The organism is Actinoplanes sp. SE50/110 (assembly GCF_900119315.1).
GTDB lineage: Bacteria > Actinomycetota > Actinomycetes > Mycobacteriales > Micromonosporaceae > Actinoplanes.
This window is the reverse complement of sequence record NZ_LT827010.1, coordinates 1,729,762-1,742,891: the sequence shown is the minus strand read 5'-3', so window position 1 is coordinate 1,742,891 and position 13,130 is coordinate 1,729,762. Positions and strand designations below refer to the sequence as shown.

Annotated in this window: 13 protein-coding genes; 5 read left to right on the top strand and 8 right to left on the bottom strand. The window is 72.0% G+C overall.

The genetic code is table 11. The features are described from left to right. Positions 1-101: 101 nt before the first annotated feature. Together ACSP50_RS07790 and ACSP50_RS07785 are read left to right on the top strand one after the other, a co-directional pair. The gene (locus tag ACSP50_RS07790) at positions 102-1,238 is read left to right on the top strand and encodes a cysteine desulfurase family protein (RefSeq protein ID WP_014688611.1); all 1,137 of its coding nucleotides are present in this window, start codon (positions 102-104) and stop codon (positions 1,236-1,238) included. Continuing rightward, positions 1,235-1,444: a sulfurtransferase TusA family protein gene (locus ACSP50_RS07785; RefSeq protein ID WP_043513718.1), complete on the top strand. Its 210-nt coding sequence runs from the start codon at positions 1,235-1,237 to the stop codon at positions 1,442-1,444. The genes ACSP50_RS07790 and ACSP50_RS07785 overlap by 4 nt, the downstream gene beginning before the upstream one ends. On the opposite strand, the gene ACSP50_RS07780 is transcribed toward ACSP50_RS07785, so the two are convergent. From ACSP50_RS07780 to ACSP50_RS07765, 4 genes are all read right to left on the bottom strand, one after another. Continuing rightward, complete coding sequence (locus ACSP50_RS07780; RefSeq protein ID WP_014688609.1) at positions 1,437-1,937, bottom strand: AAA family ATPase; 501 nt, start codon at positions 1,935-1,937, stop codon at positions 1,437-1,439. The two genes, ACSP50_RS07785 and ACSP50_RS07780, sit on opposite strands and share 8 nt — an antisense overlap. A gap of 16 nt (positions 1,938-1,953) precedes the next feature. Then, positions 1,954-2,931 carry a carbohydrate kinase family protein gene (locus ACSP50_RS07775; RefSeq protein ID WP_014688608.1) on the bottom strand — a complete coding sequence of 326 codons (978 nt, stop codon included), beginning with the start codon at positions 2,929-2,931 and terminating at the stop codon, positions 1,954-1,956. Positions 2,932-3,041: 110 nt separating this feature from the next. Next, complete coding sequence (gene erpA, locus ACSP50_RS07770; RefSeq protein WP_014688607.1) at positions 3,042-3,410, bottom strand: iron-sulfur cluster insertion protein ErpA; 369 nt, start codon at positions 3,408-3,410, stop codon at positions 3,042-3,044. A gap of 88 nt (positions 3,411-3,498) precedes the next feature. Further along, on the bottom strand, positions 3,499-4,605 hold the full coding sequence (locus ACSP50_RS07765) for a glycerate kinase (protein WP_043511020.1): 1,107 nt from the start codon (positions 4,603-4,605) through the stop codon (positions 3,499-3,501). A 70-nt stretch (positions 4,606-4,675) separates the two neighbouring features. On the opposite strand from ACSP50_RS07765, the gene nadA reads away from it, so the two are divergent. The 3 genes from nadA (at position 4,676) to ACSP50_RS07750 (ending at position 8,077) form a co-directional block, all read left to right on the top strand. Further along, complete coding sequence (gene nadA / locus ACSP50_RS07760; protein WP_172898733.1) at positions 4,676-5,845, top strand: quinolinate synthase NadA; 1,170 nt, start codon at positions 4,676-4,678, stop codon at positions 5,843-5,845. A gap of 188 nt (positions 5,846-6,033) precedes the next feature. Continuing rightward, positions 6,034-7,389 carry a UDP-N-acetylglucosamine 1-carboxyvinyltransferase gene (gene murA / locus ACSP50_RS07755; RefSeq protein WP_014688604.1) on the top strand — a complete coding sequence of 452 codons (1,356 nt, stop codon included), beginning with the start codon at positions 6,034-6,036 and terminating at the stop codon, positions 7,387-7,389. Between the two features lie 67 nt (positions 7,390-7,456). After that, a complete protein-coding gene (locus ACSP50_RS07750; protein WP_014688603.1) occupies positions 7,457-8,077 on the top strand; it encodes a DUF3043 domain-containing protein in 621 nt (206 codons plus the stop codon). A gap of 4 nt (positions 8,078-8,081) precedes the next feature. On the opposite strand, the gene ACSP50_RS07745 is transcribed toward ACSP50_RS07750, so the two are convergent. The 4 genes from ACSP50_RS07745 to ACSP50_RS07730 form a co-directional block, all read right to left on the bottom strand. Further along, positions 8,082-9,398, bottom strand: a complete 1,317-nt coding sequence (locus ACSP50_RS07745; protein ID WP_157432767.1) for a family 16 glycosylhydrolase — start codon at positions 9,396-9,398, stop codon at positions 8,082-8,084. A gap of 63 nt (positions 9,399-9,461) precedes the next feature. Continuing rightward, positions 9,462-10,409, bottom strand: coding sequence for an ATP-binding cassette domain-containing protein (locus tag ACSP50_RS07740; RefSeq protein ID WP_014688601.1), 948 nt, complete (start codon positions 10,407-10,409; stop codon positions 9,462-9,464). Continuing rightward, positions 10,406-11,206: an ABC transporter permease gene (locus ACSP50_RS07735; RefSeq protein WP_014688600.1), complete on the bottom strand. Its 801-nt coding sequence runs from the start codon at positions 11,204-11,206 to the stop codon at positions 10,406-10,408. The genes ACSP50_RS07740 and ACSP50_RS07735 overlap by 4 nt, the downstream gene beginning before the upstream one ends. Next, complete coding sequence (locus ACSP50_RS07730) at positions 11,199-12,059, bottom strand: ABC-2 family transporter protein (protein WP_014688599.1); 861 nt, start codon at positions 12,057-12,059, stop codon at positions 11,199-11,201. The genes ACSP50_RS07735 and ACSP50_RS07730 overlap by 8 nt, the downstream gene beginning before the upstream one ends. Positions 12,060-13,130: the final 1,071 nt, after the last annotated feature.

Genomic DNA, 13,130 nt, shown 5'->3' with positions numbered 1-13,130 from the left:
ACGGTCGCACACTACTCGACCAGCGCCGGGCCACCCGCCACCGGGGGCCTCACGCGAGACCTTGAGGATTCCCCAGACAATCGGACGATACCGTTCCCTCTGTGGATTACACAGGCGATCCGCCGGTCTACCTGGACGCGGCCAGCGCCGCGCCGCTGCATCCGGTGGCCCGGGAGGCGATGCTCGCGGCGCTCGCCGACGGCTGGGCCGATCCGGCCCGCCTCTACGCGGCGGGCCGCCGGGCCCAGCAGCTGCAGGAGGCGGCCACGTCGGTGGTCGCGGACCTTTTGGGCGTACGCGCCGACGAGCTCTCGTTCTGGCCCTCCGGCGCCGCCGCGGCACAGGCGGCGGTGCTCGGCGGCCTGGCCGGCCGCCGGCGGGCCGGCCGGGTGCTGGTGCACTCCGCGATCGAGCACTCCACTGTGCTGCACGCGGCCGCCACCACTGAGGCCGTTGAGGTGGGTGTGACCCGTGAGGGCCGGCTCGACCTGGCCGCGTGGGCCGCCGCGGTGGCCGCCCCCGGGGTGGCCCTGGCCAGCCTGATCAGCGCCAGTCACGAGGCCGGCACGGTGCAGCCGGTGGCCGCCGCCGCGGAATACTGCGCCGAGGCGGGGATACCTCTGTTCGTCGACGCCGCCCAGTCCGTCGGCCGGATCCCGGTGCCGCCGGGCTGGTCGCTGCTGAGCGCGAGCGCGCACAAGTGGGGCGGCCCGCCGGGCGTCGGCCTGCTGGTGGTCCGCAAAGGAGTGCGGTGGATCTCACCCACCCCACAGGATGATCTTTATCGCCCCCGTCCGCCGGGCGCCGCCGACCTGCCGGCAATCGTCGCGGCGGCGGCCAGCCTGCGCGCGGTGACCGCCGAGGCGCGGGCCGAGGCGGTGCGGCTGAGCGCCCTGGTGGACCGGATCCGGGAGCGGGTGGCGGCCACCGTCGAGGACGTGGAGATCGTCGGCGACCCGGTCGAACGGCTGCCGCACCTGGTCACCTTCAGCTGCCTGTACGTGGATGGCGAGACGCTGCTGCACGCGCTGGACCGGCACGGGTTCGCCGTCTCGTCCGGCTCGTCGTGCACCGCCTCGACGCTGCGGCCCAGTCACGTGCTGGAGGCGATGGGGGTGCTCAGCCACGGCAACGTGCGGGTGTCGCTGCACCGCGGCACCACCGAGGCCGACGTCGAACGGTTCCTGGCGGTGCTGCCCGGGCTGGTCGCCGAGATCCGGAAGGAGGCCGGGTTCTGATCACCCTGGACTGCCTCGGCCTCAAGTGCCCGCTGCCGATCATCCGGCTGGCCAGGGCGATGCCGGGGGTGGCGATCGGCGAGATCATCCGGGTGCTCGCCGACGATCCGGCCGCGGCCAACGACATCCCCGCCTGGTGCCGCATGAAGGGCCAGGAGTTCGTCGCCGGCCACGGCCAGCGGTTCGACGTGCGAAGGACTACCTGAGGTACGCGACGACCTGCGGCGCCGGGTCCTGGGCGAGGTGGGTGTCGACCACCAGGCGCGGACCCAGGTAAGGCTCGTACTCCGACTGGCGTTCCAGCACCCGCACCCAGTCGGGCACGCCCTCGTGGTCGCGGGTCTCGTAGCGCGCCTCCACCCGGCGGCGGTGCTCGGCGTCGTCACCGCACACCACCTCCACCACGCGCAACGGCACCCCGATCCGGTCGGCCAGCTCGACCCAGAGGTCGCGGGCCGCCTTCACCGGGCTGACCGCGTCGATGATCACGTGGTGGCCGATCCGGAGCTGCGCCTCGGCCAGGGCCGCGACCACGCCGTACGCCGCGTAGCCGGGCCGCGGCTCGTGCACCGCGTACCGCTGCAGGGCGAAGTCGACGGTGTCGACCGCGAGCACCGCGGCCGGCAGCTCGGCGGCGACGGCCGCGGCCAGGGTGCTCTTGCCGACCCCGGGGAGGCCGGCGAAAACCGCGAGAACCATGTTCCTGTTTCTATCCTCAGGCCGGCAGGTGCGGCGCGATCTCGGCGGCGGCGGCCTCGCCGTACGCCGCGGCGAAGCGCTTGCCGAAGTCGGCGGGCCGGATCTCGTATTCCTGGGTGCCGACCGTCTCCAGCACCAGCGCGGCGACCAGCGAGCCGACCTGGGCGGAGCGCTCCAGGCCGAGGCCCCAGGAGATGCCGGAGAAGAAGCCGGCCCGGAAGCCGTCGCCGACCCCGGTCGGGTCCTCGCCGATCACGTCCGGGACGACCGACACGTGGATCCGCTCGATGCCCTTGCCGGTGATCTCGACGCCGTCCTTGCCGAGCGTGGTGACCCGGATCCGGACCTCGTCGAGGACCTGGTCACCGGACAGGCCCGACTTGGTCTCCAGCAGCGAGCGCTCGTACTCGTTGGTGAGCAGGTAGTCGGCGCCACGGATCAGGCTGAGCACGTCCGAGCCGTCCATCCGGGCCAACTGCTGCGACGGGTCGGCGGCGAACCGGTAACCCCGGGTGCGGCACTCCTGCGAGTGGCGGATCATCGCGGCCGGGTCGTTGGCGCTGATCAGCACCAGGTCGATGCCGCCGAGGCGGTCGACGACCGGGGCCAGCTCGATGTTGCGGGCCTCGCTCATCGCGCCGGCGTAGAACGACGCGATCTGGTTCAGGTCGTCGTCGGTGGTGCAGACGAATCGCGCGGTGTGTGCCACGTCACTGACGTGCACCGAGCCGCAGTCCACCCCGTGCCGCTCCAGCCAGGACCGGTAGTCGGCGAAGTCGGCGCCGACCGCGCCCAGCAGGATCGGCCGCAGACCGAGCTTGCCCATCCCGAAGGCGATGTTCGGCGCGACACCGCCGCGGCGCACCACCAGGTCGTCGACGAGGAACGAGAGCGAGACCTTGTGCAGCTGGTCGGCGATGAGCTGGTCGGCGAACCGGCCCGGGAAGTGCATCAGATGGTCGGTGGCGATCGAGCCGGTGACGGCGATCTTCATGGCGGCCCTTTAGAGGTGGGGAACAGGGGTCGTTACAGATGGAGACTACCGGGCGGTTACGCGGAACAGGCCGCCCCGTGAACGGGACGGCCTGCTCGGCAGTACGTGGATCAGCTGAACGAGTCGCCGCAGGCGCAGGAGTTGCCCGCGTTCGGGTTGTCGATGGTGAAGCCCTGCGCGTCGATCCGGTCGGCGAAGTCGATGGTGGCGCCCGCCAGGTAAGGCGCGGACATCCGGTCCACCACGACCTCGACGCCGTCGAAGTCGCTCACGACGTCGCCGTCGAGCGAGCGCTCGTCGAAGAAGAGCTGGTAGCGCAGGCCGGAGCAGCCACCGGGCTGTACGGCGATGCGCAGGCGCAGGTCGTCGCGCCCCTCCTGCTCGATCAGGGCCTTGACCTTCACCGCGGCGACGTCGGTGAGGATGACGCCGGTCGGGGCGGTCGCCTCGGTCGACTCGGTGTGCGCTTCAGTGGTCACTAGGTATCTCCCTGCCAGGTGCGGTCATGTGCCGTACCAGGCAACGCTAACCCCATTCCCGCAGATTCCCAATCCGGGCCCACTGAGATCAGCGACTCCACTGGGCGGCGATCCGTTCGGCCAGTTCCCGCAGGCCACGCGCCGGTTCCGCCATCGCCTGCCGGACCGAACCGAAATGCTCCACCAGGGTGTGCGTCTCGGTCACGCCCGCCGCCGCGGCCTCCCGGTACCCGGTCTCGTTGCGGCCGGCCAGCACCACACACGGCAGGCCGCGGTCACGGGCACCCCCGGCGATCCCGGCCACCACCTTGCCGCGCAGCGACTGATGGTCGAAGCTGCCCTCCCCGGTGATCACCAGGTCGGCCGCGTCCAGCTCCCGGTCCAGCCCGACCAGGTCGCTGACCAGACCGATCCCCGAGGTCACCCGGCCACCGAGGGCGATCAGCGCGGCACCGATCCCGCCGGCCGCCCCGCCACCGGGCCGGATCGCCAGATCTTCAAGATCAAAGGCCTTCTCCAGTACGCCGGCGAAGTGCCCGAGGGCCGCGTCGAGACGGAGCACGTCCTGGCGGGTCGCACCCTTCTGCGGGCCGAAGACGTTGCTCGCGCCGTGCAGGCCGGTCAGCGGGTTGTCCACGTCGGTGGCCGCCACCAGGGCGACCTGGCGCAGCCGCGGGACACCGCCCAGCGCGGCCGCGGCGATCAGCGCGGCGCCGCCGTAGGGCAGGGCGTATCCGGCCTCGTCCAGCGGGGCGGCGCCGAGCGCGGCGAGCATGCCGGCCCCGGCGTCGTTCACCGCCGAGCCGCCCAGGCCGATCACCACCTGCGCGGCGCCGCTCTCCACCGCGGCCGTCAGCAGCAGGCCCAGCCCGTACGACGTGGTCGTGGTGGGATCGCGCTCTTCGGTCGTGAGCAGGTGCAGGCCGCAGGCCTGGGCGCTCTCGACGTAGGCGACCCCGTTCGCGTACAGGATCTCGCCCGCCACCGGCCGGCCCAGCGGGTCGACCGTGCGGACCGGGATCCGGCGGCCGGGCAGCGCGGTGGCCAGCACCTCGACGAAGCCGGGGCCGCCGTCCGCGATCGGCCGCAGCACCAGCTCGTCGGTGGGGACGGACCACCCGTCGGCGATCGCCTGGGCGACTTCCGGGGCAGACAGGGTGCCGGCGAACTTGTCCGGACAGATCAGTACGCGCACCCCGGCAGTGTGGCAGCACACGCCCCGCGGGCGCAGCTACCGTCCCACGCCCTGTGCAACGATGTTCAGCGTGACGTCGACCTGGACCGAACCCGCAAACACCCCCGTCGCGCTGCTGCTTCTCGGCAAAGGCACCGACCCGGCGAGCGAGCGGGGCGTGGACTGCCCCGGCGATCTGCCCGCACCCAGCGACCCCGACCTGGTGGCCCGCGCCACCGCGGCCAAGGCCGCACTCGGCGACCGGGTGTTCGTGCTCGGGCACCATTACCAGCGCGACGAGGTGATCCAGTTCGCCGATGTCACCGGCGACTCGTTCAAGCTGGCCCAGCAGGCGGCGGCCCGGCCGGAGGCGGAGTTCATCGTCTTCTGCGGTGTGCACTTCATGGCCGAGAGCGCCGACATCCTGACCAAGCCGGAGCAGCGGGTGATCCTGCCCGACCTCGCGGCCGGCTGCTCGATGGCCGACATGGCGGTGCTGGGTCAGGTGGAGACGGCCTGGGAGCACTTCCAGGATCTCGGGATCGCGACCGACATCGTCCCGGTGACCTACATGAACTCGTCGGCCGACATCAAGGGCTTCGTCGGCCGCAACTCCGGTGTGGTCTGCACCTCGTCGAACGCCAAGCGCGCTCTCGACTGGTCGTTCGAGCAGGGCTCCAAGGTGTTCTTCCTGCCCGACCAGCACCTGGGCCGCAACACCGCGGTCCTGGAGATGGGCTTCGACCTCGACGACTGCGTGCTGTACGACCCGCACAAGCCGCACGGCGGACTGACCGACGAGCAGCTGCGCAACGCCCGGATGATCCTGTGGCGCGGGCACTGCTCGGTGCACGGCCGGTTCACCCTCGACAGCGTCCGCGAGGTGCGCGAGCGGGTCCCCGGGGTGAACGTGCTGGTCCACCCGGAGTGCCGGCACGACGTGGTCCGCGCCGCCGACCAGGTGGGCTCGACGGAGTACATCATCAAGGCCCTGGACGCCGCGCCCGCCGGCTCGGCCTGGGCGGTCGGCACCGAGCTGAACCTGGTGCGCCGGCTCGCCCTGGCCCACCCGGACAAGCAGATCATGTTTCTCGACCGGACGGTCTGCTACTGCTCGACGATGAACCGGATCGACCTCCCCCACCTGGTCTGGACGCTGGAGGAGCTGGTCGCCGGCCGGGTGCCGAACGTCATCACGGTCGACGAGAAGACCGCCCGCGAGGCCCGTGTCGCGCTTGATCAGATGCTCGCCCTGCCGTAACGCTGCGTAGCCGGGAGATTTCACCCCGGAGGGTGATTGCCCGGCTACTCGGTTTTCGGGCCGCGCGTGGACTGGCGGAGTTGTCACTCAGCGCTATGCTTCCCCGGTTGCGGAAGCGGGTACCCCCACCCGCGTTCCGCCCCCTCGATTCCCCTCGGGCACAACACGCCCACCGGCTGGAGGTTACGTTGACCGACGATGTCCTGATCGTGCACGGCGGCACGCCGCTGCAGGGACAGATCCGGGTCCGTGGCGCCAAGAACCTGGTTTCCAAGGCGATGGTCGCCGCGCTGCTCGGCGAGTCACCGAGCCGCCTGTACGACGTCCCGCGCATCCGCGACGTCGAGGTCGTCCGGGGCCTGCTCGGCCTGCACGGCGTCAAGGTCAGCGACGGCGCCGAGGATGGCGAGCTGGTGATGGACCCCACGAATGTGGAGAGCGCCAGCACCGACGAGATCAACGTGCACGCCGGCTCGAGCCGGATCCCGATCCTGCTGTGCGGCCCGCTGCTGCACCGGCTCGGGCACGCGTTCATCCCCGACCTGGGCGGCTGCCACATCGGCCCGCGGCCGATCGACTTCCACATCAAGGCGCTGCGCGAATTCGGCGCGGTCGTCGACAAGACGCCCGAGGGCATGCATCTGAGCGCTCCGAACGGGCTGCACGGCGCCAAGCTGGAACTCCCCTACCCGAGCGTCGGGGCGACCGAGCAGGTGCTGCTCACCGCCGTCCGCGCGGAGGGCGTCACCGAGCTGCGCAACGCCGCGATCGAGCCCGAGATCATCGACCTGATCTGCATCCTGCAGAAGATGGGCGCGATCATCACGGTGCACACCGACCGGGTGATCGAGATCCAGGGCGTGCCCCGCCTCTACGGTTACGAGCACAAGCCGATCCCGGACCGGATCGAGGCCGCCAGCTGGGCCGCCGCCGCGCTCGCCACCCGCGGCGAGATCGAGGTGCTCGGCGCCCGGCAGGCCGACATGATGACCTTCCTCAACGTGTACCGGAACATCGGTGGCGAGCTGAAGATCACCGACGACCGGGTGGCCCGGCACGGGGTGACCGGGGCCGAGGGCGGCATCAAGTTCTGGCATCCCGGCAACGAGCTCAAGGCCGTGGCGCTGGAGACCGACGTGCACCCCGGCTTCATGACCGACTGGCAGCAGCCGCTGGTGGTCGCGCTGACCCAGGCACGCGGCATCTCGATCATGCACGAGACGGTGTACGAGCAGCGGCTCGGCTACACCGAGGCGCTCAACTCGATGGGCGCCACCATCCAGGTGTACCGGGACTGCCTCGGCGGCACCCCGTGCCGGTTCGGCCGCCGCAACTTCATGCACTCCGCGGTGATCGCCGGCCCGTCCAAGCTGCACGCCGCCGACCTGGTCATCCCCGACCTGCGGGCCGGCTTCGCGCACCTGATCGCGGCGCTGGCCGCCGAGGGCACCTCACGGGTCTACGGGGTCAACCTGATCAAGCGTGGCTACGAGGACTTCGAGCAGAAGCTGGCCGCCCTCGGCGCCCACGTCGAACGCCCCTGAGCTGCTTTTTCATGTCGATCAACGGCGCGGTGTACGACACACCGCGCCGTTTGGCTACGCTCGTGTCGTGTCCCCGCTGTTTCGCCGCAAGCCAGCCGACCTCGTCGAAGACGCCACCGCCTCGGTGACCGAGACGCCGTCCGACGACAATCGCCGCAAGAACTACACGCCCAGCAAGAAGGAGCTGGGCGTGGTCACCCCCAAGCGCGCCCCGCAGGGCCGCCGGGTCGAGGCGGCGCCGGCCGACCGCAAGGAAGCGCTCAAACTGATGCGCGAGCGGCAGCGGACCGAGCGCGCCGAGGCTTCCGAGGGCATGCGCAACGGCGACGAGCGCTTCCTGCTCGCCCGCGACCGCGGTCCGGAGCGGTCCCTGGTCCGCGACATCGTCGACTCCCGGCGCACCATCGGCTCGTTCTTCATCGCCGGCGCGATCGTCGTGATGGTCGGCTCGGTGATCAAGAACCAGTCGGTCCAGCTCGCCAGCAACCTGCTGTGGGCACTGCTCGCCCTCGCCGTCGTGGTGGACAGCGTGTTCATCGCCCGCCGGATCAAGAAAGCGGTCACCGCCCGCTTCCCGGACACGACGCAGCGGCTGGGCTCGCTCTACCTGTACGGCATCATGCGCGGCCTGACCTTCCGGCGGATGCGGGTCCCCAAGCCCAAGGTCGAGCTCGGCGCCAAGATCTGAGCCGCTAGAACGGGACGCCGCCGCGCCACACCGCGATCGGCCCGACCGTCATGGTGCGCGGGAAAACCGTCGCCGAGCTGTCCACGTCGCCCGCGACGGCGATGTTGAGCAGCAGGTAGTGCGGCTTGCCGAACGGCCAGACCCGGCCGGAGGCGTTCGCGTCCGAGGCCCACAGGGTCATCGTGGGCGCCCGGTCGACGTAGAAGCGCACCACGGACGCGTCGAAATAGACGCCGAACCGGTGCGGCGCGACGTCCAGTGGCATGCCGAGGTCGGTGGTGGCGCCGCCCTCGCCCCAGCCGTACTGCCGGTCCCGGCCGGGATCGGTCCGGTCCGCCAGGTGCGCCGCCGATTTCGCCAGGGTCGGCTGTGCGCCGGTGCCCTCGAACACGTCCAGTTCCCCGCAGGCCGGCCAGCCGACCGTGTCGATCGCCGTGCCGAGCAGCCAGAAGGCCGGCCAGACACCGGCCCCGACCGGCGCGGTCAGCGCCGTCTCCACGTACGAGCCGGCCGGGATCGACACCTTGCCCTTGGTGGTCAGGCGGGCACTGGTGAACCCGGTGCCGGCCCGCAGGGCGGTCAGGGTCAGCTGCCCGGACCCGTCCAGCGCGGCGTTCCGCGGATCGGCGGTGTAGGTCTCCAGCTCGCCGTTGCCCCAGAGACCGGCACCCACATCGTGGTTCCACACGGCGGCGTCCGGCGCCGACCCGGCCGGCCCGGCGAACGACAGCACCCGGGCCGGGGCGCCGCTCACCCGGGGCGGCACCGGCGCGGCGACCGCGGTCACCGACAGCGCGGTCACCTGCAGGGTGAACGCCCGATCGGCCGGCAGGCTCAGATAGAACGCGGTGTCCGGGCAACCGGCCGAGGTGGCCACGAACGTCCGGGTGACCGGGCGCCACCCGGTGCCGCCGAGCGTGACGAACTCGGCGACGCCGCTCGGCCGGTGCTCCCAGGCGCCGTTGGCCAGCTGGATGCCGAACCGGCCACCGCCGCCGGCCACATCCCGCACCCAGGCCGTCATCCGGTAGGTGCGCCCCGCGACGAACGAGACGTTCTGGGCGGCGAGCGCGTAGGCCCACGCACCGGATGCGGCCGGCCGGCTCAGCTCCACCGCGGTGCCGGCCGGGGCGCCCCGCAGGCCGGACACCCGGCGCAGGCCCACCGCACCGGCCTGCGCGGTGGCCGTCCAGCCGGTCAGGTCCCGCTCGGCGGAGCCGTTCAGCACACCGGCGCCGGAGGTGGCGGCCCGGGCCGCGGTCGGCACTCCGGAGGCGACGAGCGCGGCGGCCGCGGCGGCGGCGAGGGTACGACGTCTCATGGCGGTCACCATCGGCCCGCGCGCCCGGCCCCCGAGCCGGACCGCCATCCCGCACCCGGATGGCTACCCGGCGTACAGGCGGGCGACCACGTCCTCGATGTCCGGCTCGACGACCGACAGGTCGCGGATCGGCACGGCGGCGACCAGGGCCGCGACCGCCGCGCCCGCGGTGATGTCGTCCAGGGCGAAGGTGACCCGGTGCCGGTCCGCCTCGACCCCGGTCAGGGTGGCGCCGGGCAGCGCGAAATCGGGTGGGAGCGGGGTGGTCAGGTCGGCGACCACGCTGCGGCGCGAACCGTACCGGGCGTGCAGCGCCTCGATCGAACCGTCGTGCACCACCCGACCGTGATCGATCACCACCAGGCGTTCACAGAGCCGCTCGATGTCGGCCAGGTCGTGCGTGGTCAGCACCAGCGTCACATCGCCGGTCGCGCCGAGCTCGGCCAGAAACGACCGGACCGCCTGCTTGCTGACCACGTCCAGACCGATCGTCGGCTCGTCCAGGAACAGCACCCGTGGGCCGTGCAGCAGGGCGGCGGTCAGCTCGCCGCGCATCCGCTGGCCCAGCGACAGCTGCCGGACCGGGGTGTCCAGGAACGCGTCCAGATCCAGCAGGTCACGGCAGCGGCGCAGGCGGGCGGCGTGCTCCGCGGCGGGCACCCGGTAGATGTGCCGCAGCAGCCGGAACGACTCGTGCAGCGGCAGATCCCACCACAGCTGCGAACGCTGGCCGAAGACGACGCCGATCCGCAGCGCCAGCCGGGTGCGCTGCGGGACCGGGCGCAGACCGCACACCTCCACCGTGCCGCTGGACGGGCTGAGCACCCCGGTCAGCATCTTCAACGTGGTGGACTTGCCCGCCCCGTTGGGGCCGATGTACCCGACCATCTCGCCCGGCTCGATGGTCAACGACACTCCGCCGACCGCCTCGACGACGCGTTTCTCCCGGCGGAAACGGCCGTTCTTCACGCGTACCGCGAAATCCTTGCGGAGATCCTTGGTCTTGATCATGATCCGGTGCTCCTGTAATGCCGGATGCCGACCCGCCAGACGGCGGCGGCGACAGCGGCCGCGACCAGCGCGACCAGGGGTGCGGCGAAGCCGGCCCAGGCCGGCAGGCCCAGCGGGTCCGGGCGGCCGAGCAGCGCCAGGGCGGGTTGGTAGGCGACGAAGGCGAAACCGAGGCCGTACGCGAACAGGCCGCGGAACCACGGGCCGTACACCGTGATCGGATACGACGCGAAATCCCGCCCGCCGTAGGTGAACGCGCTGCCCAGCTCCCCCGAATCCACCCACCAGAAGGCCAGGCTCGCGCTGATCACGAAGATCGCGCCGACGAACACCGCGCAGGCCAGCGGCGACAGCGCGACCAGCACCACCCGGCCCGGCGTCCACGCGATGTGGTTCAGCCGGACCGCGACCACCAGCACGCCACACCCGAAGATCACCCGCAGCAGCTTGCGGATCGGCAGGTCCATCAGCAGCAGCTGCGGCAGCGCGCCCAGCGGCCGGACCAGCACCGCGTCCAGCGTCCCGGCCCGCACATACACCTTCAGCCGGTCGACGTTGCCCACCGCGAAATCGGCCAGCGCGAACCCGGCCGAGACGAGACCCGTGATCAGCAACGCCTCGGGCAGCGTGAACCCGCCGATCCGGTCCGTCGCCCGGAACAGCACCAGCACGGTCAGCACGTCGAAGACCGTCGCACCGACGTTCGCCAGCAGCTCCACCAGGAACGACGCCCGGTAGGAGAGCACCGACCGGGCCTGCGCGGCCGCCAGCGCGACATACGCCCGCAGCTCACCCACCCTGCACCACCAGGCGACGCTCGGCCCGGCGCTGCACGAACCCGGCCAGCGCCAGCAACGCCACCGCCCAACACAGCTGGACCCCGACCAGGGCCAGCTGCAGGCCCGGACCGTCCCGCTCGGCGGCCACATCCAACGGCGACTGCAGAATGCTCGGCAGCGGGGTGCCCAGCCGGAGCGCCGCCGCCAGCCAGCCCGGCAGCAGCCGCAACGGGAAATAGAGACCGCCCAGCACCCCGGCGCCGAGCGTCCAGAACATGATCGGGCCACGCGCGTCCTGCAACCAGTACGCGGTGGCGTTCACCAGATAGCGGCAGCCGAAGCTGACCACCACCGCGAGCAACACGGACAGCAGGAACAGCGGAGCCGTCTGCCAGCGCGCCGGCGCCCGCATCGGGAAACACAGCGCGCCGACGGTGAGCAGCACCACGAACCGGGTGAGCATGCCGTGGGCGGCTCGGCCCAGGTCAGCGGCCAGATAAGCGGTCACCGGGGGGACTGGACGTAACAGATCGGCCGCGACGTCACCCGTCCGGATCCGTTCCGCCAGCTCCGACCAGCCCCACAACATGACCACACTCAGTAGTCCCTGACCCAGCCACACGTACGTGGCGAGCTGCTCGGCGTCATACCCTCCCGGGCGTCCCCCGTGTGTGCCGGCCGCCACCGCGAGCAGCACATAACAGCGCAGGTAGCCGAACACCACATTGGTGAACGTTCCGGCCATGGTGGCCTGACGATAGGTGGTGTAGCGCCGGAAACCCGACCCCACCAGTGCACCGAAAGTAGTGGTCCATCCCCGGAACGGACCATCCGGAGAGATCGTGAGCACGCTGGCGTCCTTCCCGGCCACGCCGCTAATCTCCTTTCACTGACCCGCAGTGGAGCCGGGAGACTGTACCCGGGTCCCCGGTCGGCCACGGCCCGATTAATCACACGTTGGAGTTCGCCGTGACGGAGCGTTGCCAATCGCCGGGCCCGGTCGCCCGATGAACGGTTGGAGCTCCCGCCCGGGCGCGGACGGCTGGGACGACGAACCGGCGTGGGTGTACGAGATCACCTGGGAGTGGGAGCCGCTTTCCGGACAGCGCTATCCCGGTGACCCGGGGCGGCGCAAAGCCGTGCACACACCGGTCTACGAAGCCAACCGCGGACAGACGGCGCCGGGCGTCCCCGGTCCCGGCGGTCCCGCGGCGCACGGACACGGGCGGACCCCGGACGAGGAACCGCAGCGGTACGCGGGTAGCCCCCGCGACTCGCGCGACGACCCGGCGTGGAACCGGCCGTACAGCGGGGAACCGCAACGTGGGATGTACGGGTGGGGAGCCGCGCCGTCGGTGCCGATGACGCCCGGGCGAGGACCCGGATCCGCGGCGCCGGTGTCGCCGGGGCGGGCGGCGCCGGTGTCGCCGGGGCGGTCCGGGGCGGCTCGGGTGCCGCAGGCCGGGCAGCGGGGGCAGGAGGGCTGGGGTGGGCAGCCTCAGCAGCAGCAGTGGCGTGGGGACGCGTTCGGGGGGCAGGCTCCGGCGGGTCCGGGACGGGGCGCCTATGGGGCCGGCTGGCCTGGTGCCTCGGATGTTCCCGGCGTTGCCGACGGGTCCGGTTTCTCCGGCTCTTCCGGCTCTTCCGGCTTTTCCGGCTTTTCCGGCGCGCCTGGTGAGGCCGGCGATTTCGGTGCGCAGAACCCTGGGCAGCACGGAGGCGGGCAGCACAGCGCTGGGCAGCAGCCGGGGGCGGCTCGTGGTGGGGCGCAGATGCCCGGTGGCGGGGCGGGGCCGCGCGGGCCGCAAGGGCCCGGCGGGCCGGTGCCTCCGCACCCCGGCGGGCCCATGTCGGCGCCGCAAGCAGGTGGGCCGCAGCAGTCCGGTCAGGCGCAGCAGCAGTCCGGTCAGGCGCAGCAGCGGTTCGGTGGGCCCGAGGCGTA

Bases quoted from the DNA above. Each gene is read 5' to 3' on its own strand.
- ACSP50_RS07780 (WP_014688609.1), bottom strand. From the start codon at position 1,937: ATGGTTCTCGCGGTTTTCGCCGGCCTCCCCGGGGTCGGCAAGAGCACC.
- ACSP50_RS07775 (WP_014688608.1), bottom strand. From the start codon at position 2,931: ATGAAGATCGCCGTCACCGGCTCGATCGCCACCGACCATCTGATGCAC.
- ACSP50_RS07745 (WP_157432767.1), bottom strand. From the start codon at position 9,398: ATGAGACGTCGTACCCTCGCCGCCGCCGCGGCCGCCGCGCTCGTCGCC.
- ACSP50_RS07740 (WP_014688601.1), bottom strand. From the start codon at position 10,409: ATGATCAAGACCAAGGATCTCCGCAAGGATTTCGCGGTACGCGTGAAG.